The sequence below is a fragment of the Hyphomicrobium sp. genome, assembly GCF_035687085.1.
In the GTDB taxonomy this organism is placed as follows: Bacteria; Pseudomonadota; Alphaproteobacteria; order Rhizobiales; family Hyphomicrobiaceae; genus Hyphomicrobium_B.
The window spans coordinates 202,891-224,064 of sequence record NZ_DASRYS010000010.1 but is presented as its reverse complement, the minus strand read 5'-3'; the positions used below and the strand labels follow the sequence as shown (position 1 = coordinate 224,064).

18 protein-coding genes are annotated in these 21,174 nt (G+C 62.1%); 9 read left to right on the top strand and 9 right to left on the bottom strand.

Annotated elements, in window-relative coordinates; genetic code table 11:
• Positions 1-7 precede the first annotated feature (7 nt).
• Positions 8-976: an SDR family NAD(P)-dependent oxidoreductase gene (locus VFG26_RS08250; RefSeq protein ID WP_325024142.1), complete on the top strand. Its 969-nt coding sequence runs from the start codon at positions 8-10 to the stop codon at positions 974-976.
• 63 nt (positions 977-1,039) lie between these two features.
• Here VFG26_RS08250 and aat read toward each other — a convergent pair whose 3' ends face one another.
• The 7 genes from aat to VFG26_RS08215 form a co-directional block, all read right to left on the bottom strand.
• Complete coding sequence (aat, locus tag VFG26_RS08245; RefSeq protein ID WP_325024284.1) at positions 1,040-1,723, bottom strand: leucyl/phenylalanyl-tRNA--protein transferase; 684 nt, start codon at positions 1,721-1,723, stop codon at positions 1,040-1,042.
• 60 nt (positions 1,724-1,783) lie between these two features.
• Positions 1,784-3,124 carry an acetyl-CoA carboxylase biotin carboxylase subunit gene (gene accC, locus VFG26_RS08240; RefSeq protein WP_325024140.1) on the bottom strand — a complete coding sequence of 447 codons (1,341 nt, stop codon included), beginning with the start codon at positions 3,122-3,124 and terminating at the stop codon, positions 1,784-1,786.
• A 38-nt stretch (positions 3,125-3,162) separates the two neighbouring features.
• Positions 3,163-3,654: an acetyl-CoA carboxylase biotin carboxyl carrier protein gene (gene accB, locus VFG26_RS08235; protein WP_325024138.1), complete on the bottom strand. Its 492-nt coding sequence runs from the start codon at positions 3,652-3,654 to the stop codon at positions 3,163-3,165.
• A 60-nt stretch (positions 3,655-3,714) separates the two neighbouring features.
• Positions 3,715-4,170: a type II 3-dehydroquinate dehydratase gene (gene aroQ, locus VFG26_RS08230; protein ID WP_325024136.1), complete on the bottom strand. Its 456-nt coding sequence runs from the start codon at positions 4,168-4,170 to the stop codon at positions 3,715-3,717.
• A 163-nt stretch (positions 4,171-4,333) separates the two neighbouring features.
• Complete coding sequence (locus VFG26_RS08225) at positions 4,334-5,185, bottom strand: DsbA family protein (protein ID WP_325024134.1); 852 nt, start codon at positions 5,183-5,185, stop codon at positions 4,334-4,336.
• Between the two features lie 36 nt (positions 5,186-5,221).
• Complete coding sequence (locus tag VFG26_RS08220; protein ID WP_325024132.1) at positions 5,222-6,631, bottom strand: M48 family metalloprotease; 1,410 nt, start codon at positions 6,629-6,631, stop codon at positions 5,222-5,224.
• A 246-nt stretch (positions 6,632-6,877) separates the two neighbouring features.
• Complete coding sequence (locus VFG26_RS08215) at positions 6,878-10,000, bottom strand: Rne/Rng family ribonuclease (RefSeq protein WP_325024130.1); 3,123 nt, start codon at positions 9,998-10,000, stop codon at positions 6,878-6,880.
• Positions 10,001-10,765: 765 nt separating this feature from the next.
• Between VFG26_RS08215 and VFG26_RS08210 the strand changes: the two genes are divergently transcribed.
• From VFG26_RS08210 to prfB, 3 genes are all read left to right on the top strand, one after another.
• A complete protein-coding gene (locus VFG26_RS08210) occupies positions 10,766-12,019 on the top strand; it encodes an N-acetylmuramoyl-L-alanine amidase (protein WP_325024127.1) in 1,254 nt (417 codons plus the stop codon).
• Positions 12,020-12,181: 162 nt separating this feature from the next.
• Positions 12,182-14,743 carry a penicillin-binding protein 1A gene (locus VFG26_RS08205; protein ID WP_325024125.1) on the top strand — a complete coding sequence of 854 codons (2,562 nt, stop codon included), beginning with the start codon at positions 12,182-12,184 and terminating at the stop codon, positions 14,741-14,743.
• Between the two features lie 128 nt (positions 14,744-14,871).
• A protein-coding gene (gene prfB / locus VFG26_RS08200; RefSeq protein WP_325024123.1) for a peptide chain release factor 2 occupies positions 14,872-16,006 on the top strand; the annotation gives its coding sequence in 2 pieces (ribosomal slippage) (positions 14,872-14,940 and positions 14,942-16,006; 1,134 coding nt in all).
• A gap of 45 nt (positions 16,007-16,051) precedes the next feature.
• Here prfB and VFG26_RS08195 read toward each other — a convergent pair.
• Complete coding sequence (locus tag VFG26_RS08195) at positions 16,052-16,354, bottom strand: hypothetical protein (protein WP_325024121.1); 303 nt, start codon at positions 16,352-16,354, stop codon at positions 16,052-16,054.
• Between the two features lie 137 nt (positions 16,355-16,491).
• Complete coding sequence (locus VFG26_RS08190; protein WP_325024118.1) at positions 16,492-16,929, bottom strand: helix-turn-helix domain-containing protein; 438 nt, start codon at positions 16,927-16,929, stop codon at positions 16,492-16,494.
• A 122-nt stretch (positions 16,930-17,051) separates the two neighbouring features.
• Between VFG26_RS08190 and VFG26_RS08185 the strand changes: the two genes are divergently transcribed.
• The 5 genes from VFG26_RS08185 to VFG26_RS08165 all read left to right on the top strand — a co-directional run bounded on the left by VFG26_RS08185 (position 17,052) and on the right by VFG26_RS08165 (position 21,171).
• Positions 17,052-17,660 carry an FMN-dependent NADH-azoreductase gene (locus VFG26_RS08185; protein ID WP_325024115.1) on the top strand — a complete coding sequence of 203 codons (609 nt, stop codon included), beginning with the start codon at positions 17,052-17,054 and terminating at the stop codon, positions 17,658-17,660.
• Between the two features lie 123 nt (positions 17,661-17,783).
• Entirely contained in the window at positions 17,784-18,761 is a 978-nt protein-coding gene (locus tag VFG26_RS08180; RefSeq protein ID WP_414653269.1) for a class I SAM-dependent methyltransferase, read from the top strand.
• The gene (locus VFG26_RS08175; protein WP_325024111.1) at positions 18,758-19,567 is read left to right on the top strand and encodes an RNA methyltransferase; all 810 of its coding nucleotides are present in this window, start codon (positions 18,758-18,760) and stop codon (positions 19,565-19,567) included. Before VFG26_RS08180 ends, VFG26_RS08175 begins: the two co-directional genes overlap by 4 nt.
• Before the next feature lies 1 nt (position 19,568).
• Positions 19,569-20,507 (top strand): 50S ribosomal protein L11 methyltransferase, encoded by a 939-nt coding sequence (locus tag VFG26_RS08170; RefSeq protein ID WP_325024109.1) that lies wholly within the window; start codon positions 19,569-19,571, stop codon positions 20,505-20,507.
• Positions 20,508-20,577: 70 nt separating this feature from the next.
• Positions 20,578-21,171 carry an NnrU family protein gene (locus VFG26_RS08165; RefSeq protein ID WP_325024107.1) on the top strand — a complete coding sequence of 198 codons (594 nt, stop codon included), beginning with the start codon at positions 20,578-20,580 and terminating at the stop codon, positions 21,169-21,171.
• Positions 21,172-21,174 lie beyond the last annotated feature (3 nt).

The window sequence follows — 21,174 nt, the reverse complement described above, 5'->3', positions numbered from 1 at the left end:
AAAAGAAATGACCAAGACGTTGGGCGCAAAGTCCACCGCCGACGAAGTGCTGTCGGGGCTCGATCTCAAGGGAAAGCGCTTTCTCGTCACGGGCGTATCATCGGGGATCGGCCTCGAAACCGCGCGCTCGCTCGCTGCTCACGGCGCAAGCGTCGTCGGCACGTTGAGGGATTTGGCCAAGGCAGAGACGGCGAGCGCCTCCGTCCGCAACGCCGCCGCACGAGGAGGCGGCACGCTTGATTTGATCGCGCTTGATCTGGCGTCGCTCGAGAGCGTTCGCGCCTGCGCAGCGCAACTGTTGGCGGACGGCCGGCACTTCGATGCCATCATTGCCAACGCCGGTGTCATGGCGACGCCGTTCGGCCGCACGGCCGATGGCTTCGAACTCCAGTTCGGAACCAACTATCTGGGGCATTTCGCTTTGATAGATCGGATCGCACCGCTGCTCGCCGAAAATGGGCGCTTGGTCGTGCTGTCGTCCCAGGCGCATCGCGGCGCCGATGTTGATTTGAATGATCCGAACTTCGCGCAGCAGGCTTATGACCCGTGGCTCGCCTATGCCCGCTCGAAAACGGCGACGTCTCTTTTGGCAGTGGAATTCGACCGGCGGCATCGCGATCGCGGTGTCCGGGCGGCATCGGTGATGCCCGGCAACAGCTTCACCGATCTCGCGCGCCATCTCTCTCCGGAAGCTTTGCAGGGCCTTCTCGAAACCGTCGGCAAAGCGCGCGCGGACGCGGGCCTTCCTCCTGCGGAATTGAAAAACATCGGACAAGCAGCCGCAACGTCAGTGTGGGCTGCAGTCGTGGCTGACAAGGACGAGATCGGAGGTCGCTATCTCGAAGATTGCGCCGTTGCGCAAATCGATGACACGCCCAATCCGTTCGCGGACGGCGTGAAGTCGTACGCGCTCGATGCCGAAAAAGCCAAGCGGCTCTGGGCGAAGAGTGAGGAACTGATCAGCGTGGCCGCATAAAGGTGATTGCGCGCACCCAAACGCAATGAACGCGCGGCTGACATCCGTGTAGACCCTGGAAGCCTATTTGCCGGCCGAGCGTCCGGCAGAGAAAATCTCAGCGACCTCGGCGCCTGAAGCGTCGGGTCGCAAGGCGTAGAAGTCCGCGTCCTTCTCGAGCGCGATTTCGAGCTGCCTCTGGAACGCTGCCCGGTCGAGTTCGATCGTCCCGAACTGCCGCAAATGCTCGGTGACGAACTGCGTGTCGAGCAGCGTGAAGCCGCCCTTGATCAGCCGGGCAGCCAAATGCACGAGGGCGATCTTGGAGGCGTCCCGTTCGGTCGAGAACATGCTCTCGCCGAAAAACGCGCTCTTGAGAGCCACCCCGTAAAGGCCGCCTACCAGTTCATCGCCCTTCCAAACCTCGACGGTATGGCAGGCGCCAATGTCGAAGAGCTCACGGTAGAGCGTGCGGATACGTGTGTTGATCCAGGTCGACATGCGCCCCGCGCGCGGTGCCGCGCAGCCGTCGATGACGCCCTCATAGTCGGTATCGACGGAAACCCTCAGCGGCGTCGTCCGGACCGTCCGGAGTAGGCGGCGCGGAATATGCAACGCATCGAGCGGCAGCACGCCACGTTGCTGCGGCTCGATCCAGTAAAGCGCCGGGTCGTCGGCGCTTTCCGCCATAGGAAAAATGCCACAGCTATAGGCTTTCAGGAGAACCTGCGGCGTGATCTCGAACATCGGGTCGTCGCGCGACGCCATGCTGCCAATTGCCAAGCGAACTCTCGGACGCGCGCGGAACATATCGCGCAGTGGCAAAGTCTACTTCATCCCCAAATGTTTTTCGAGCCAGTGAATATCGTAGATGCCATTTACGATGTCTGGGTCTTTGACGAGATCCTGGAACAGCGGGATCGTCGTATCGATGCCGTCGATGACAAACTCGGCGAGGGCGCGGCGCAGGCGCATCAACGCGTCATTGCGCGTTTTGCCCGTCACGATGAGCTTGCCAATAAGGCTGTCGTAATAAGGCGGTATCCGGTAACCCTGGTAAACGCCGCTGTCGACCCGGACGCCGAGGCCGCCCGGCGGGTGCCAGTACGTGATCTGGCCGGGCGAGGGACGGAAGTCCTTCGGATTTTCCGCGTTGATGCGGCACTCGATCGCATGCCCGCGAAGCTCGATATCTTCCTGCGTAAAGCTCAAGGGCAGCCCGGCCGCCACGCGGATTTGCTCGAGCACCAGATCCGTGCCGGTCACCATCTCGGTGACGGGGTGTTCGACCTGCAGGCGCGTATTCATTTCGATGAAATAGAATTCGCCGTCTTCGAACAGGAACTCGACCGTACCGGCGCCCCGGTACTTGAGCTTCTTCATCGCCTCGGCGACTGTCGTGCCGATCTTCTGGCGCTGGGCCGCATTGAGAGCGGGCGAAGGGCTTTCTTCGAGCACCTTCTGGTGGCGCCGCTGCAGAGAGCAGTCGCGCTCGCCGAGATGCACGGCATTGCCTTTGCCATCGCCGAACACCTGAATCTCGATGTGCCGAGGCTTCTGCAGATACTTCTCGATGTAGACGGAATCGTCGTTGAAGGCGGCCTTCGCCTCAGACCGCGCGGTCGAGAGGGCTACGCCCAGTTCCGCGGCCGATGCCGCCACTTTCATGCCGCGCCCGCCGCCGCCTGCGGCCGCCTTGATGAGCACGGGAAAGCCCATCTCCTTAGCGATCTTCATCGCCTCGGTTTCGCTCGTGACCGATCCTGCTGAACCCGGCACGACCGGAATGCCAAGCTTCTTTGCGGTCTCTTTCGCCTCGATCTTGTCGCCCATGATCCGGATGTGCTCGGACGTCGGGCCGATGAAGGTGATCTTGTGCTCTTCGAGGATCTCCGCGAAACGCGCGTTCTCCGAAAGGAAGCCGTAGCCCGGATGCACGGCATCCGCGCCGGTGATTTCGCAAGCCGTCACGAGCGCCGGAATGTTGAGGTAGCTGTCGCGCGCTGGAGGCGGCCCGATGCAAACGCTCTCGTCAGCGAGCCTCACGTGCATGGCGTCCGCGTCAGCCGTCGAATGGACGGCAACCGTCGCGATGCCAAGCTCGCGGCAGGCCCGCTGTACCCGCAGCGCGATCTCACCTCGGTTGGCAATCAGAATCTTATCGAACATTTGTACTCCAGCGGCTTCACCGGCGTGGCCGGTAGCGCTTATTCAATGATGATGAGCGGCTCGCCGTATTCGACCGGCTGTGCGTTCTCGACGAGGATGGCTTTGACGGTGCCGGCGCGCGGAGCCGGAATCTGGTTCATTGTCTTCATGGCTTCGATGATCAGCACCGTATCTCCCTGATTGACCTTGCTGCCGACTTCGCAGAACGCCGGCGCGCCTGGCTCCGGCGAACGATAGGCCGTGCCGACCATTGGCGACTTCACGGCGCCGGGATGCTTCGAAAGATCGCCGGCCGCGCCCGCAGCGGGCTTTGCCTCGCCACCGGGGGCAGCAGGAGCAGCAACGGGAGCCGCCGCGTAGACCGGCGGCGCGGCCGCCGTGATCGAGATATTCTTGGCGACACGAACCTTAAGACCGCTCTTCTCGATTTCGATCTCCGTCAGGCCCGTAGAGTTCAAAAGCTCTGCGAGTTCGCGGATCATCTGACCTTCGGCGCTTGCGGTCTTCGGCCCTTGGTCTTTTGCGCTCATCAGTCCCGTGTCCTCAATTTTGTTGGCGTGCGTCTTATAGCGTAAGCTCGGGGTCCGGCGTCACGCTTTGCTTGTGGATTTATTCACGATGCCGGCCATGGCCTCGATGGCGAGCTCATAGCCTTTCGCGCCGAGGCCGCAAATCACGCCCGTCGCAGCGAGTGAAACGTAGGAATGTTGTCGAAACCCGTCCCGCCGGAAGATGTTTGAGAGATGAACCTCGACGACGGGGAGGCTGACGGCTTGCAAAGCATCGAGAATGGCGACGGAGGTGTGCGTATACCCTCCAGCGTTGATAATGATGCCCTTCGCCTTACCGCGTGCCTCCTGCACCCAGTTCACGATCTCCCCCTCTAGGTTCGACTGCCGGAAATCAATCGAAAGCCCATGCTTCGCCGCAGCCTTCTCGGTGCGCACGCGAAGATCGTCAAGGGTCTCGGTGCCATAGACTTCTGGCTCCCGGACACCGAGCATATTCAGATTGGGACCGTTAAGAACGTAGATGAGGGCTGTCATACTTCGAGGCCGTTCGGGCACCGGGCAGGGGCCCGAACCAATTGCGGAAATTTGGGTCTATCAGCTTTCCGCGAATGCGCAAAGTGCGCGGACATGGCCGCGCACTTTGCTGTGCGAATTTTGTTAACTGCCTGCGACAACAAGATATTTGCGGCCGAGCCACTCAGCAGTTTGTGCACTTGTCCTTGCGGAAATCCGTCACCAGCGCCTCCAGCTGATCGTGAAGGTCTTCCGGCGCCCCGGGGATAGACTTGTCGCCGACAAGGAAGTGCGGCGTTCCGTTGACGCCCATGGTCTTGGCGAGCGTCAGATCCTCCTGCAACTCCTTCTTGACGTCGTCGCTGGCCATGTCGGCCTTGAGCTTGTTCATGTCGAGACCAAGACCCTCGGCCGCCTTCAGCGCCGAAGCCTCATTCGCCTGACCCTTGGAGCCCAGCATCGCCTGATGGAATTCCCAGTACTTGCCCTGCCGCTTGGCGGCGAGCGCAGCCCTGGCGGCCTCTTCCGATCCCTTCGACAGGATGGGAAGCTCCTTGAAGACAACGCGCACGTTCTTATCGGAGGCGATCAGCTTCTGCACCTCGGCAAGCCCATGCTTGCAGTAACCGCAGTTGAAGTCGAAGAACTCGACAACAGTAATATCGCCATCGGGATTGCCCGCGACCGAGCTGTTCGGCCCGCGGAAGATCGACTTGGCGTTCTCCGCCATGAAGGCCTTGAGCCGGGCTTCCTGCTCCTTCTGCGTCTTCTCCTCGAGAGCACTCTGAACTTCGAACATCACTTCCGGGTTTTTGACGAGATAGTCCTTGATGATCTCGCCGAGCGCCTTTTTCTGCTCGTCGGTGAAAGCGGAGCCGCCCGCCGTAGGCGGCGTCGGCTCGGCGCGAACGCTGTCCTGACCGAAGTGATATCCGGCGACCGACGCCAGCAACGCCAATCCGAGCACGCCGGCTGCGAGCCGTTTGCTGGCGGCAACCAGCTTTGCGGAATTCCAGAAGTTGCTCTTCAAGGTCATTGATCCAATCTCGCGTTGTCGCAGGCGTAAAGGCGTTTACGTCTGCGGTTTGTAATTGATGATGTCGTCATTTTTCAGCCATTCGGGTGAACCCGCCCGTAGCTTCAGCTGCGCGCGTTTTGCGAAAAGCTGCGCCTGCTTGATGTTTCCTTCGTAGAAGTAGGCCTGCGCCGTCATGGCATCGGCTTCCGCGGCTTTGCCCTGCTTGTAATAGACGTTTGCGAGCAGCCTGTATGCGCGACCATTTTCAGGATCGTCTACGAGGGATTTCCGCAAAAGATCTACTGCTTCCTTTCGGGCCTCGGCGCTGTCGGTGCCTTGCAGAGCGCTCGCGAGTTCAACGCGGATGAGGGGACTGCTCGGAGCGAGCTTAAGCGCCTCGCGCAGGCTCGGCACAGCCGCGGCCATTTTGCCCGACCGCATAAGGAAGTCGGCCTTGAGTTCATGGAAGTAGGGGTAGGACGGGTTCTCGCGGATCATGGATTCCGCGTCCGCCACTGCCGCTTCGAGCGCGCCTGGACCGCCCTTGAAGAACTTCGCAATAGCCCGGGCGTAGCGGGCGGGAAGCGTCGTGTTGCTCGCTGGGTAGCGGTTGAACACCGCCGTGGGGTTTTCCAGATAGCCCGAGAGCTTTGCTCGCATCAGATCGTGACGCAGCTGTAACGATGGCGGATCCTTCTGAGCGTAATATGGGCTCGTCGTCGCCAGCTGGTTCAGCCGCGCCAAGCGGTCGACGGAAAGCGGATGCGAGCGCACGAACGGATCCTGGAATTGATCCGTCAGGTACTCCTGCTCCTTGAATCGCTCGAAGGTCGTGAGCATGCCCTTTGCCGATTGCTTCGTCGCATCGAGATACTTGATGCCCGCTTGGTCAGCCGCGGACTCTTGCGACCGGCGCTCCGCGAGCAGCCCCTTCACAATGACCGAAGTGCCGCCCTGAAGGATTGCTTGCCCGCCCTGCATCGTCTCGCGCCCGGTATCGCCGCCGGCCACGCCGCCGGCGACCATGGCGCCGATCCCGAGAACCTGAGTCAGCAATGCCCGCGTTTGATCTTTGGCAATCCGCGACCTGAGAGCCGCCATGTGACCGCCGGCGATATGACCGGCTTCATGCGCGATGACGCCGATGACTTCGTTCGGCGTGTTGGCCTGCATCAGCGTGCCGGTATGCACGAAGACGTTGCCGCCATCGAGAACGAACGCGTTGAAGGCATCGTTGTTGACGATGCGCACAGTCACGCGTCCGCTGCCGAAACCCGCCGCTTGGAAAATTGGCTTCGCGTAATCCTGCAGCAACGCCTCGATCTCGGCGTCGCGGATGAGCGGCAAGCCCTGCGCACGCGCGCTCTGGGCCGGCGTGAGCAACGAAACTGCTGCCACGGCAGCTACAAGCAGGCTGACTTTCACGGCCGAGAACGCCGGAAAAGTCCTCGGAAGTTCAGGCATTGAGTGTGCCCCGATCTCGATGAACCTTGTCGAGACGCCGCACGCGGTTGAACCGGGCAGCCAGCCCCGCTGGGTCGATTACGACACGGATGATATCCGCATCAGTCATCACTTTAGGGCATCAGAGTGACAACCGAGAATAGCAAATGTTGCGGGAACATTTGCGCTGCCCGGCGGAACGCTGATCGGGCGACGCCGAGTGTAAGTTGGAGAGGCCAGAATTAACCGCTCTGGCCTCTCAATTTCTCATTCGCTGCTGAACTTTCGCTGCCACCAGCCCTTGCGCTGCGGAGCGGCTTGAACTTCGGCGACCTCAGCAACCGTCGTGTCGATTTCTTCGCCGGGGCGGACGACGACGCGTTCGATGCGCGGCTCGCTTGATCCCACTTCGTGACGGCGGCGAAGCGGCGTGACGGGCGCGCTTTCCTCCGGCGCGGCGGCGCGAGGCGCCCCGACTGCGGCGGTCGGCTCTTCCACCTGGGCCGGAACGGCGGGGCTCACGGGAGCAACGGGAGCTTCCTCTACAACGCCGCTCTCGTCACCCGACGAAGCGTCGTCTGCGGAAGCAGGAGCGTCCCAGATGCGCCGCGGGCGCTGACCTGCGCCACCCGATTTCTCGGACGGAGCCTGCCGGGCTTCAGACCGGCCGTTCTCGGCGCGGGGCGCAGCCTCGTTCTCTGCCGGCTCGTGAGCTTCCTGGGCCTCATGAGCAGCATCTGTGTTGGTGTCTTCGACATCCGGTTGATCGCCGCCGAAGTCGTCGCCTTCACTGCCTTCGGCAGCAATGCCCGTCTCCTCGCGGTTCGCGCGGTCTCTGCCACGGCGCCCGCCGCGACGGCCCCTGCGCCGGCGCCGGCCTGGCTTGTCGCCATTGCCCGTGCCCGCCTGGTCTCCGAACGCCGATCCTTCGACGCTCGGCTGGCCGTCAGCATCCTCGTCATCGCCATGAACGGCTTCGACGTCTTCATCGCCGTCGGGATGCGCACCTTCAGAAGTCGCGACATCACCATCGGCACGCGGCTCGAAACCGAAACGTTCGCGGCCCTGGCCTTCGCCGCGATCGCGTCCGCCGCGCCCGCGGCGCCGCCGCCGCCGTCCACGCCGGTTGCCGTTTTCTTCGCCTTCGCCACGAGCTTCGCGGCCGACGGAAGCCTCGTCGCCGTCCTCACTGTCGGGTGCGATCTCGATCTCACCGCCCTCGAAGGCCGGTGCATCTTCCTCGCCGTCAAAGCCCCAGTCCATGTTGACCGCAGCGCGTTCGGCGCGGCGAATGGGAGCTGCAACACCACCGCGTTCAACGGTGAAATTCGCGCCCTGGACGCGGTCGCTGCCGAGCACGGTGATCGAGTGGCCGTGGCGGGCTTCCATGTCGGTGACATAGGCGCGCTTGCTGTTGAGAATGTAGAGTGCGACCGCGGGCGTCGTCGTGGCGGTCAGCGGGCCTGTAGCGCCAGCCGTAATGGCATCTTCCAGCCCGCGCAGAACGGCAAGCGCAATGCTCTCGGTCGAACGAATGATGCCGGTGCCCTGACAGTGCGGGCACTGCGAAGTCGAGCCTTCCAGCACACCGGTCCGCAGCCGCTGCCGCGACATTTCCATGAGGCCGAAGTGCGAAATGCGTCCGAGCTGGATGCGTGCGCGATCGAAACGGAGAGCGTCCTTCAACCGCCGCTCGACAGCGCGGTTGTTGCGCTTCTCTTCCATGTCGATGAAGTCGATGACGATGAGACCGGCAAGGTCGCGCAGCTTCAACTGGCGCGCGATTTCATCCGCAGCCTCGAGGTTCGTCGCGAGGGCCGTCTCTTCGATCGAAAACTCGCGGGTGGATTTTCCGGAGTTCACGTCGATGGCAACCAGCGCTTCCGTCTGGTTGATCACGATGTAGCCGCCGGAACGCAGCGTCACCTGCGGCAGGAACATCGCGTTGAGCTGGCGCTCGACGCCGTAGCGCGTGAAGAGCGGTGTCGGATCCCGGTAAGGAACGACATTCTTCGCGTGGCTCGGCATCAGCATCTTCATGAAGTCGGCGGCTTCCTGGTGCCCCGCTTCACCGGCGACGACGATCTCTTCCACGTCCTTGTTATAAAGATCGCGGATCGACCGCTTGATGAGGTCGCCCTCTTCATAGACGAGGCTCGGCGCGGTTGACTGCAGCGTCAGCTCGCGCACGCTCTCCCACAGTCTGAGCAAATATTCGAAATCGCGCTTGATCTCCTGCTTCGTCCGCGCGGCGCCTGCCGTACGGATGATGAGGCCCATGCCCTCCGGAACCTCGAGTTCCTGGGCAATCGCTTTGAGACGGCGGCGGTCCTGCGGGTTGGTGATCTTGCGCGAGATGCCACCGCCGCGGGCGGTGTTGGGCATCAGAACGGTGTAGCGGCCGGCAAGCGACAGATACGTAGTGAGAGCGGCGCCCTTGTTGCCGCGCTCTTCCTTGACGACCTGAACGAGGATGATCTGGCGGCGCTTGATGACTTCTTGAATCTTGTAGCTGCGCGGGCGGCGGCGCTGGCGCTGCGGGGCCTCGTCGCGATACTCGCGGCCGTTACCTTCCTCCACATCGGCGCCGCGCTCGTCATGCGAGGCGTGCTGTTCGGAGTGGTGGTGGTTCGAGTGGTCATCGTGGGAATGATCGTCGTGGCCATGGTCGTCGTGATCATGCACGTGATCATGCTCGTCCTCGGCGCTGGCGGAATCCTCCGCCTGGGCTTCATCGCGCTGGAGCGTTGCCTCGGGCGCATCATTATCGTTGCGGGCTTCGGCCGGTGCCTCTGATCGCTCCTTGACCGGAGCCTCTTCCGAAATCACGTCATCGTTCGATGCCGAGACGGACGCAGCGACGGAGCTTGCTTCTTCCTCGTCTCCCTCGCCGCCGATTTCTTCGATGTGCTCGTCGTCTTCTTCGACGTCGACGATGTGAGCGATCTCGACGGCATCATCCGAACCGTTGTCGCTAAATTCTTCGTCGCTGCCGGCTGAGCCTTCGCCGCGCTCGCTGGAGCCGTGGCCTCCGCGCGCGGCTGCGCGCTTGGCGAGAGCTTCCGCGCGGCGGTCTGCGGCGGCTTCCAATTCGGCTTCCGCGGCCGCTTCCTCATCGAGAAGCGCCTGCCGGTCCGCGACAGGGATCTGATAGTAATCGGGATGGATTTCATTGAAGGCGAGGAAGCCGTGACGGTTCCCGCCGTAATCCACGAACGCAGCCTGAAGTGACGGCTCAACGCGCGTCACCTTTGCAAGATAGATGTTTCCGCGAAGCAGCTTGCGCGCTGCGCTTTCGAAATCGAATTCCTCTACCCGGCCGTTTCGTTGAACCACGACCCGAGTCTCCTCGGGGTGCGTGGCATCGATGAGCATTTTCGTGTTGGACATTGCTTGAGTTCCTCGGCGCGCCGGGGCGGCGGCTCGCATCTCGAACCGCGAAGAACGGAGCGGCTTGCGAGATTCGCGCGGCGGCGCGTGCTGTGGGTTGATGGCGCTGAAAAGGTGATGGGCGGCCGCGCCGGGTTCTGCGTCATCCCGGTCCCGCCTGTGCGCGAAAGGCGCGCGGGAACGCATGAGGGAGCCGCGCGGACCGGGGTCCGCTGAGCGCCGCTATGGATGATGCAAGCTTTCGTCATGGCCTGTCGTGTAAAGCCCAGCTGCATGTCCGAATTGAGGGACGTTGGCCGGGGGAAATTTGCCGACGCCTTCCGGCATCGCGGTGAATCAATCGTGGTCGCCCGGCAATGCGCGCTGTTACCCGACTGACAAATCGGGGCGACCGGCACAAAGTCTGAAGCTCCGCCAATAGAGCCGCGTGGGCCCTGAAGTTGAAGCCATCGAACCTGCTGAGCGACGTGATACTCCCGTACGCTAGCCTCGAGCAGGTGCCATCCGTGCTTGCCCAATCACCTGAAAAAGCAGGGCTTTTGATCCCGCAGCAGGCAGACTGGACATCGCAGGCGCCAACTGACTCACACCGTCCAGGCGTGTGTCTCGAACGCCACCGAATACAATTGAAACTGTACGAGGTCCCCCCCGCCCTGGCAAGTGCTATAAACCTTCAGGCAGGATGGCCCTCAATGGCACGGACGAGCACTTTATAATACGAATGAAAACAAATATTTAACGATACGCCGGCCTGAGGCGATCGGGGTGACGAAGGGGAACTGTGCGGCGATGCTCCGGCCGGCGGAATTTGTGCGGAACGCCCTCTTTGCGGCATTCATCTGCCTTCTGGTGCGGGGGGCAGGGGCTCAGGCAGCCGAAGCTCTGGATGCGCATCTGACCGTCACCGGCCGGTCCACAATCTTCGAATTGACGATGAGCGAGGGCGTGACGGCGGAAGTCTTCACGCTTGCCAACCCCTACCGTGTCGTCATCGATCTGCCGGATCTCGTCTTCCGGCTGGACCCTTCGGCCGGCAAGAAAGGCGCCGGGCTCATATCCGAGTTCCGTTATGGCCAGTTCGCCGAGCGCAAATCCCGCGTCGTCATCGACACCAAGGGGCCGGTCAAAATTAACTCGGCCAACATGACGCGGCTCAAAGGCTCCTCAGCCGTAAAGCTCGCCATCGCCCTCATGCCCATGGATGCCGAAACATTCGGCGCGGGCACTGGCGCGACGACCCCAGCCGCTGGCAATGAGCCGTTCGCTTCGATCGATCCGGGAAAACCGGAGGCCGACCGCAAGCCCCATGGCAAGCCCGTCATCGTCATCGACCCGGGGCACGGAGGCATCGATCCGGGTGCGCTGGGTGACAACAACGTGACGGAGAAAACGATCGTGCTCGCGGTCGCGATCCAGCTACGCAACGAGCTGGCGAAAACCGGCCTCTATGATGTCAAGCTGACGCGGGAGGACGACGTATTCGTCTCACTCGATAGGCGGCTCGCATTTTCGGCCGAGAACGCCGCCGACCTTTTCATCTCGCTGCACGCAGATTCCATCGAGGAGAAAACCGCGAGAATGTCCATTCGCGGCGCGACAATTTATACGCTCTCCAGCCATGCCTCCGACGAGCAGGCCCGCGTCATGGCGGAAAAGGAAAACGCATCCGACCTCATTGCCGGCATCGAAAACTTCGATCGCGGGGGCAGCGACCAGGTGAAGAACATCCTGATCGATCTCCTCAAAAGGGAGACTTCCAACTTCTCGGCCGATTTTTCCCAGGTCTTGGCGAAGCGGCTGGGCAAGACGATTGCGATGTCGCGCATTCCCCGCCGGTCAGCAGCGTTCAAGGTCTTGAAGCAGACGCACGCTCCCTCCGTCCTGGTAGAATTGGGCTACCTCAGCAACGAAACGGATGAACAGCAGATGTTGACCGCCGAATGGCAGTCAAAAGTCGCGGCCGCGATTAGTGATGCGGTGCAAATTTACTTCAACAAAAGAACGGCCTCTCAGCCGTGATGCGTGGGCTATGGACGACGTACTGCCACATTCCGTGCTAATGTGCGCAGCGTGTTAGGGGGATTGTCATTGCTGCGATGCGGCAATAGACGTAAGCGCCTCCGCCCGAAATTAACGAACCCAGCGTCAGACTGACGGAATTGCGAATTGATGCGCGCGCCAATGCAGCCGCCACCCACGGTGCCCAAAAGACGTAAGAAGCGGCGGCGGAGCTTGCTGCTCAACTTCCTTGGCTTCGCATTCGGGACCTTCGTTCTGATCTTCATCGCGGGCTCGGCGGGCGCCGGGTTCCTGATCTGGCAAGCGTCCAAGGACCTGCCCGATTACGAGAGCTTGTCCAAGTACGAGCCGCCAGTGATGACGCGCATCCACGCCCATGATGGCTCACTCATTTCCGAGTTCGCGCGCGAGCGCCGCATCTTCGTGCCCATCAACACGGTTCCCAAGCGCGTGCTCGGCGCCTTCCTCTCGGCCGAGGATCGCCGGTTCTACGACCACAGCGGCATCGACCTGCAGGGCATCATGCGCGCAGTCTACGCCGCCATCGAGTCCAAGCTCCACGGCTCCAACAAGCGCGCGCAGGGTGCCTCCACGATCACGCAGCAGGTCGCCAAGAACTTTCTGCTGACGAACGAGCGTTCGATAGAGCGCAAGATCAAGGAAGCGATCCTGGCGGTCCGCATCGAGGGCGCCTATTCCAAGGATCGCATCTTGGAGCTCTACCTGAACGAGATCTTCCTCGGGATGAACTCGTACGGCGTCGGTGCCGCGGCGCTGACCTATTTCAATAAAGAGCTCAAAGATCTCGACATCGAGGAAGCCGCTTACCTCGCAGCGCTTCCCAAAGCGCCGAACAACTACCATCCGTTCCGCCAGAAGGAGAAGGCGACCGACCGCCGGAACTGGATCATCGGTCAGATGGCCGAGAACGGCTACATCACGAAAGAAGAGGCGGAGGCTGCGCGCAAGAAACCGCTGACCGTCAATCTGCGCCCGAACGCCATCCATATCTCGACGGCCGAATTCTTTGCCGAGGAAGTACGCCGCTCGCTCCTTGCGAAGTACGGCGAGGATAAGCTCTACGGCGGCGGCTTGTCGGTCCGCACGACGCTCGATCCGCAGTTGCAGCAGTACGCCAAGAAGGCGCTGATCAACGGTCTCGTGAAGTTCGACCGGACGCAGGGCTATCGTGGCCCCGTCTCCAGGATCGATATCTCCGGCGACTGGGGCTTGGCGCTGGGCAAGATTCCGAGCCCGTCCGACATTCAGCCATGGCGGCTCGGCGTCGTGCTCGAAACGCAGAAGACGAAGGCGATTATCGGGTTCAAGCCGCAGCGCCAGCAGGACGCGACCTTCGTCAAGGATCGCGAGGCCGTCGAGGTCTCGCTCGACGAAATGAAATGGGCCGGCAAACGCCCGGGCGCCAAGAGGGTTGATCCGAAGTCAACGGCGGACATCCTGAAGCCCGGAGACGTCGTCTACGTCGCGCCGAAGGACCCCAACAACATTCAGGGCGCATGGTCCCTAATGCAAATTCCCGAGGTCGGCGGCGGTCTTGTCGCGATGGACCCCTACACGGGCCGCGTCCTGGCCGTAGCGGGAGGCTTCTCCTACGACATGAGCCAGTTCGACCGCGTCATCCAGGCGAAGCGTCAGCCGGGCTCGTCGTTCAAGCCGTTCGTTTACGCAGCGGCCATCGACAACGGCTATAAACCGACATCGATCATTCTCGATGCGCCGATCGAAATCGATCAGGGCCCGGGCCAAGACGTCTGGCGGCCGAAGAACTATGAGACGAACAGCGCAACCGGTCCCGAAACGCTGCGTTTCGGCATCGAGCATTCGCGCAACCAGATGACCGCGCGTTTGGCGCAGGACCTCGGCATGCCGGTCATTACCGAGTACGCGCGCCGCTTCGGCATCTACGACGATCTCTTGCCGGTGCTTTCGATGTCGCTCGGCGCGGGCGAGACGACACTGCTGCGCATGGCGACGGCCTATTGCAGGCTGGCGAACGGCGGCAAGGAAGTGACCTCCACGCTCATCGACCGGATCCAGGATCGCTACGGCCACACGATCTGGCGGCACGACGAGCGCCAGTGCATGGGCTGTACCGCAGATCATTGGGCAAACCAGCCGGAACCCGAACTGGTCGACGGCCGCCGTCAGATCATCGATCCGCACACCGCCTATCAGATGACGAGCATTCTCGAAGGCGTCGTCCAGCGCGGAACGGCCTCGGTCTTGAAATCTCTCAACCGGCCGGTCGCCGGCAAGACCGGCACGACGAATGAAGAGAAGGACGTCTGGTTCCTCGGCTACACGCCGACGATGGTCGTGGGCGTCTTCGTCGGATACGACACGCCAAAGCCGCTGGGTAAGGGCAACACCGGCGGCGCGATCGCGGCTCCCATGTTCGGCGAGTTCGTGAAGGACGCCATGGGTGAGACGCCGCCTGCACCGTTCCGCGTTCCGCCCGGCATCAAGTTCGTGCGGATCGACCCGAAAACGGGTCTCAGAGCCTCCGCCGACCAGCCTGGCTCGATCATGGAAGCCTTCAAGCCGGACGAAGAGCCAGATGACGCATATGCCATGATCGGCATCACCAGCGCGACGGCCGACGCATCGCCCATGCCACCGCCGATGGGTGGCCGCATGGCCCGCCCGGCGCCGCCCTCATCGCGGCCCGACAACGGATCTCTTTCGCCCAACGGATTGTGGTAATGGGCTTGGCGCCGATTGCCGCGTAGCGTCGCTGCGCGTTTACAGCGCGCTCGCACATCTCTATAGGTCCGCACCTGTTTTTTTGAGCCATCACTTTTCGCCGGCACGTTCCGGCTTCGGAGGCAGCTATGCGCGCTGAAGCGCAAAAACTTTCCGACGGCATCGAGGAGGCGTTCGCCCTCCTGAGGAGGTCTCTTTGACTGGGAGACGGCCGAAGACCGTCTCGCCTCGCTGAACGCGAAAGCTGAAGACCCCAGTCTCTGGACTGACGCGAAAAACGCTCAGAAGGTCATGCGCCAGCGGCAATCGCTCGAACGCGCCGTGTCTGAGTTCAAGCGTCTGCAACGCGACTATGACGACGCTCTGACTTTGATCGAGCTCGGCGAAGCCGAGAGCGATGAGGCGAGCGTGCGCGAGGGCGAATCCGCTCTCCAGCGCATCGATCACGAGGCGCAGCGCCGGTCGATCGAAGCGATGTTGTCGGGCGAAGCCGACACAATGAACACCTACGTCGAGGTACACGCCGGCGCCGGCGGCACCGAAAGCCAGGACTGGGCCTCGATGCTCGCGCGTATGTACGTGCGTTGGGCCGAGCGCCGCGGCTTCAAGGTGAAGCTGATCGACGAAAGCCCAGGCGAAGAAGCGGGCATCAAGTCGGCGACGTTCGAGATCGAAGGCGAGAACGCGTACGGCTGGCTGAAGACGGAAGCGGGCGTGCACCGTCTCGTGCGCATCTCGCCGTTTGATTCCAACGCCCGCCGCCATACGAGTTTCGCGTCCGTCACGGTCTATCCGGTCATCGACGACACGATTGATGTCGAGATCAACCCGGCGGACGTCGACATCTCGTTCGCGCGTTCGTCAGGCGCCGGCGGTCAGCACGTCAACAGAACGGAATCCGCTGTTCGCCTCGTCCATAAGCCCTCGGGCATCGTCATCTTCGCGCAGGAACAGCGCTCGCAGCATCAGAACAAGGACATCGCGTTCAAGCGCCTCAAGGCGCGTCTCTACGAGATGGAGCTGAAGCGTCGCGAAGCCAAAGCCAATGCTGAACAGGCCGCGAAAACGGATATCGGGTGGGGCCATCAGATCCGCTCGTACGTCCTGCAGCCGTATCAGCTGGTGAAGGACCTGCGCACCGGCGCCCAGTCGACAAACCCGGATGAAGTTTTGGATGGTGACATCGATCCGTTCATCGAAGCGGCTCTGTCACAGCGGATCAAGGGTGGCGGCGAGACCGTAACCGTGGAGGACTTGGAGTAGCCGCTCGCGCGGAGCGGCTTCTCTTGTACCCTATCCGCCGGAACGTCAGTTACGTTCGCGCAGCAGCGGAGTGTTGAAGGGCGTGCTCGGCTCAGACGAAGTGGACTTCTGCGAAGCGGAGAAGTTGAAGCCCGTCGATCCGAGCGGCGTCTTCCAACTTTGATCCGACCCCGTAGTGGAAGCTGCCGAGCCCGACAGCAGCGCAGCGGCCTCGTCGAGGTCCTGATAGCGCATCGAGCCGTCTGAGTTAGTGCCGCCGATGGACGTCGTCTCGAAGGCGTGGGCTCCGGCAGAAATCGAAATCGCCGACAGCGCAGCTGCGACGGCAATACCTCGATTGAATCGCATTGAAACCTCCAGAATCGTGTTCAGAGGAACACCTTTTCTTGTCGGCTATCTGCAATTTGCGGAGGGATCTAGGCCGAAAACTGCTTTTCAAAACAGTGTGGCATCCCTACTACGCCCGTCCCCTTGGAGGCGCCGCTTTAAGGCATGCTGCGCCAGAAGCTCGGCAGCCGCTTCTTAAGGGCAATTTTAGTGGCGCTCGCCGCCGATGACGTCTCTGCCTGGGCATCAAATCTTGCCCGGGCTTGCTCGACGGTCGCTCGATTCTCCACCGCCCATTGGCCGAGTGGCCCGAGAATGCAAATGAGCGTCCGCCCGAGTTCGGTCAGCTCGTAATCGACGCGCGGCGGGATCGTCGGATAGACGGTCCGCGTGACGAGGCCATCGCGTTCAAGACCACGAAGCGTCAACGTGAGCATGCGCTGCGAAATGCCATCGACGGAACGGCGGATCTCGTTGAAGCGCATGGGCCCGTCCGACAGAAGCCCCACGACATAAACCGTCCATTTGTCTCCGATCCGGGCGAGCACATCGGCTACTGCACGGCAGGCGGTTCCCTCTTTGTGACTGGCTTCCAAAAAAGTGCCTCCTTGTGCGGCCCGCAGCGGTGAACAATTTAGCTCCGGTCACAAAATGTGACTGGCTAGGTGTCCTGTCAACCGGGCCCAGCCTCCACCAACTTCGCGGATGGAGATCCTCAATGAAACTTCTGCACGTCGATTCCAGCATTCTGGGCCCGGGCTCAGTCAGCCGGCAGCTCTCGGCGGAGATTGTGGCCGCCGAAAAGGCGCTGCACCCGGGTCTCGAAGTCGTCTACCGCGATCTGGCATCCGAACCTGTCGGGCACCTGTCCGGAGCCCATCTGGCGGCATCTCAGGGCGCAGTGCCGGAAGCTCAGACGCTGAGCGCCGACGTGGCGGCCGGGCAGACCGCGCTTGAGGAATTCCTGACCGCAGACATCATCGTCGTTGGTGCTCCGATGTACAACTTTGCCATCCCCAGCCAGCTGAAGGCCTGGATCGACCGCCTCGCCGTCGCGGGCAAAACCTTCCGCTACACCGAAAAGGGCGCCGAGGGCCTCCTGGGCGGCAAGAAGGTCATCGTCGCCTCCACGCGCGGCGGCTTCTATGGACCCCAGACGCCCATCGCGTTCCTGGATCACCAGGAAACCTACCTGCGCAATATCTTCGGCTTCTTCGGCATTACCGACGTGACGTTCATCCGCGCCGAAGGCGTGGCGCTGGGCCCAGATCAGCGCGCCAAGTCTATTGAGGCCGCCCAGTCCTCCATTGCGGGCCTCGCAGCCTGAGGAAGGCCAAGGCGGACAAGGGCAAAATGTCTGCCTGGTTATAGCGTCGGCAAGGTTTGATTTCTCGACATGAGCGGCATTCGTGTTAAAGCGCGGACGACCTTTCATTCGAAACCTCTGCCGATGCCACCGCTCGATAACCTGCACCTCATCACGTCCGACGGCTTCCCCGACTACGCGCTGCTCGATTCAGGCGCGGGGCGGAAGCTCGAGCGCTTCGGAAAAATCATCGTCGACCGGCCCGAGCCGCAAGCGCTCTGGAACCGCAAGCTCGGCAAAGCGGAATGGGCGAAAGCCAACGCCGTGTTCTCAGCCTCCGGAGAGGATGACGAAAAGGGCAAGTGGCGCATCGACAAGCCGGTGCCGGACGCTTGGCCCGTAAAGCTCGCCCTCGGTCATGCCTCCAGAAGTTCCCCTCCCCCTCGCGGGGAGGGGCTAGGGGTGGGGAGCCACACGCCCAGTTCATCAAAGAACGTGACCATGCTCTGCAAGCTCGCGGGGCTTTGGCATCTGGGACTCTTCCCCGAGCAAGAGCCGCACTGGCAATGGATGCTCGAGCATCTCGCGAGCGTGAAAGGTGAGCCGCCGCGCGTTCTCAATCTTTTCGGCTACACGGGCGCCGCATCGCTGCTCGCCGCCGCCGCGGGCGCCGAAGTCACCCACGTGGATGCCTCGAAGAAAGCCATCCAGTGGGGCCGGGAAAATCAGGAGGCGTCGAAACTCGGCGCTGCCAAAATCCGCTGGCTGCTCGACGATGCCGCGAAATTCGCCGCGCGAGACGTTCGCCGCGGCAAGACCTATCACATGATCCTCGTTGATCCGCCGAAGTTCGGGCGTGGACCCGAAGGGGAGATCTGGGACCTCTTCCAGAATCTACCCGCACTGCTGGCCGATCTCGCCAAGTTGCTCGCGCCCGAGAATGCCGCGATGGTCCTGACGATCTACGCCATTCGCGCGTCCTCGCTCGCCTTCGATCAGCTCCTGCGTCAGGAGTTGAAAGGCCGTGGCGGCGCGTTCGATAGCGGCGAACTGGCGATCCGTTCGCAAACCGGTCCGCTCGTGCCGACGTCGCTCTTCGTGCGCTGGAAGCAGACCGCATGAACGCGCCGAAGCAGATCACCAGCCTGACGAACGACCGCGTCAAAGCAATCCGCGCGCTCGACATGCGCAAGGTGCGCAAGGAAACTGGACTGTTCGTCGCCGAAGGCACATCGCTCCTGGTCACGGCGCGCGACCATGGCTTCGTGCCCGAAACGCTCGTCTATCAGACGGGCACGGCCACAAGCGGCATCGCCCGCGGCCTCGTGCGGCACGCGCTCGACGCGGGCTCCGAAGTGCTCGAAGTCTCCGAAGCCGTGCTCGGCAAGCTCGCATCGAAAGACAATCCGCAAACGCTGCTCGGCGTCTTCCGTCAGCGCTTCGTCGATCCGCCGGACACGAAGAAGCTTGGTCAGGAAACGTGGCTCGCGCTGGAAGAAGTGCGCGATCCCGGCAACCTCGGAACGATTATTCGCACGGCGGACGCCGTGGGCTGCGCCGGCGTCATCCTCGTCGGCACCACGTGCGATCCCTACGCGATCGACGCCATCCGCGCGACGATGGGCTCGATCTTCGCGGTCCCGCTCGTGAAAATGGATCAGCAGACTTTCATCAGCCTGGCGCGCGCGTGGCCGGGCGACGTCATCGGCACGCATCTCGACGCGCGCGAAGATTTTCGCAAAGTCGACTACAAGGATCCGGTGCTCATCGTCATGGGCGGCGAGGGGCCGGGGCTTTCTCCCGGAGCTGCAGCTTCGTGTACGAACCTCGTCAAAATTCCCATGGCCGGTGACTTGGATTCGCTCAACCTCGCCATTGCCACCGCGCTGATGCTCTATCAGGTCCGCGGCCCACATCTGAAGCTTTGATATGCGCATCGAATATCATCGCACGCTGATCGCCGATCAGGTCCGCAACGAAGCTTTCTTCGCGGCGCTAAAGGCCGTCATCGTGCCTGGAAAATCCGTTGTCGCCGACATTGGCGCTGGTACCGGATTGCTCGGCCTCATGGCGTCGAAGCTCGGCGCGCGCGAAGTCTTTCTCTTCGAAACAGCCGAGGTCGCGAGCGTGGCGGCGGCGGTTCTGAAAGCCAACAAGGCCAAGAACTGCCACCTCATTCCCTGCCACTCGACCGAGTTCCGCGACAAGCTCGCAGCTGACATCATCGTCTCAGAGACGCTCGGCAACTACGCGCTTGAAGAGAACATCATCGCAACGCTTGCCGATGCGCGCCGCCGCTTCCTGAAGCCGGGCGGCCACGTCATTCCCAACGGAATCATTCAATACGTTGCACCGGTTGTCTCACCGCGCATCGATGAGGAGCTTCGCGCCTGGGAACGCGTCGGCCACGGCCTTGATCTCGGCGTCGCGCAGACGATGTCGTTCAACAACGCCTACGTCCGGCATTTGCCGCCGGCAGAAATCCTCGACGGCTGCCGCAGCGCGATGGTGTGGGATGAGGTCGATCTGACGACAGAGACGAAATCGAAACGGCGCGGCGATGCCGAGTGGCGGCTTCCGCGGCCGGCGAAGATCTTTGGCTTCGCGACCTGGTGGAAAGCCGAACTGGTGCCTGGTATCGGGTTTTCGACGGGGCCTTTGTCACCAAGGACCCATTGGGAACAGCTGTACTTCCCGCTGCTGGCGCCGATCGATGCGAAGGCCAGCGACGTCGTCGCGATCGATCTTCGCTCCAGTTCGTCGGAGGAAGCCGGCACCGATCTTGGCTGGACTGCGCTTCACAAAGATCCGCAAGGCAAGGTCATAGCGCGCCAAGCGCTCTCCCTCGACAAGGGCTACATCCCGTAAGCGACCGCATTGGCGAGAGCCCGCTTTTGATGCTATGCGGGCGGGCGACTACGAGGGGAGAGCGAACGCCATGATGGTTTTGATCGTCGGACTGATCTTGTTTCTTGGCGTTCATTTGCTTCCGACCCAACCTGAACTGCGCGACGGCTTGAGGGAGCGCATCGGCGCCGGGCCCTACCGCGTTCTGTTCGGCGTTCTATCGTTCGTGGGCTTGGTCGTTATCATTCTGGGCTTCCACAAGCTCCAGCTTCATCCGGGCAAAAATCCTGTTCTGTGGGATCCCCCCGTCTGGACGCGCCATCTCGCAGCCACCTTGATGCTGCCCGCAATCATTTTGCTCGTCGCCGCGCTCATCCCGTCCCGCATCCGCACAGCAACGCGCCATCCGATGCTGATCGCCATCAAGATCTGGGCACTCGCGCACCTGCTTGCCAATGGCGATTTGGGCTCGCTTTTGCTTTTCGGGTCGTTCCTGGCCTTCGCGGTTTACGACCGCATCTCGATCAAGAAGCGGGTATCTCTCGCGGCGATCGCACCGGCAAAGCCCACGAGCGCGCTCAATGATGTCGCCGTCATCGTGATTGGCGTGGCTCTTTATGCCTGGCTTCTGCTCGGCGGCCACCAATGGTTGATCGGCGTCGCGCCGATCCCGCAGCTGTCCTGAATT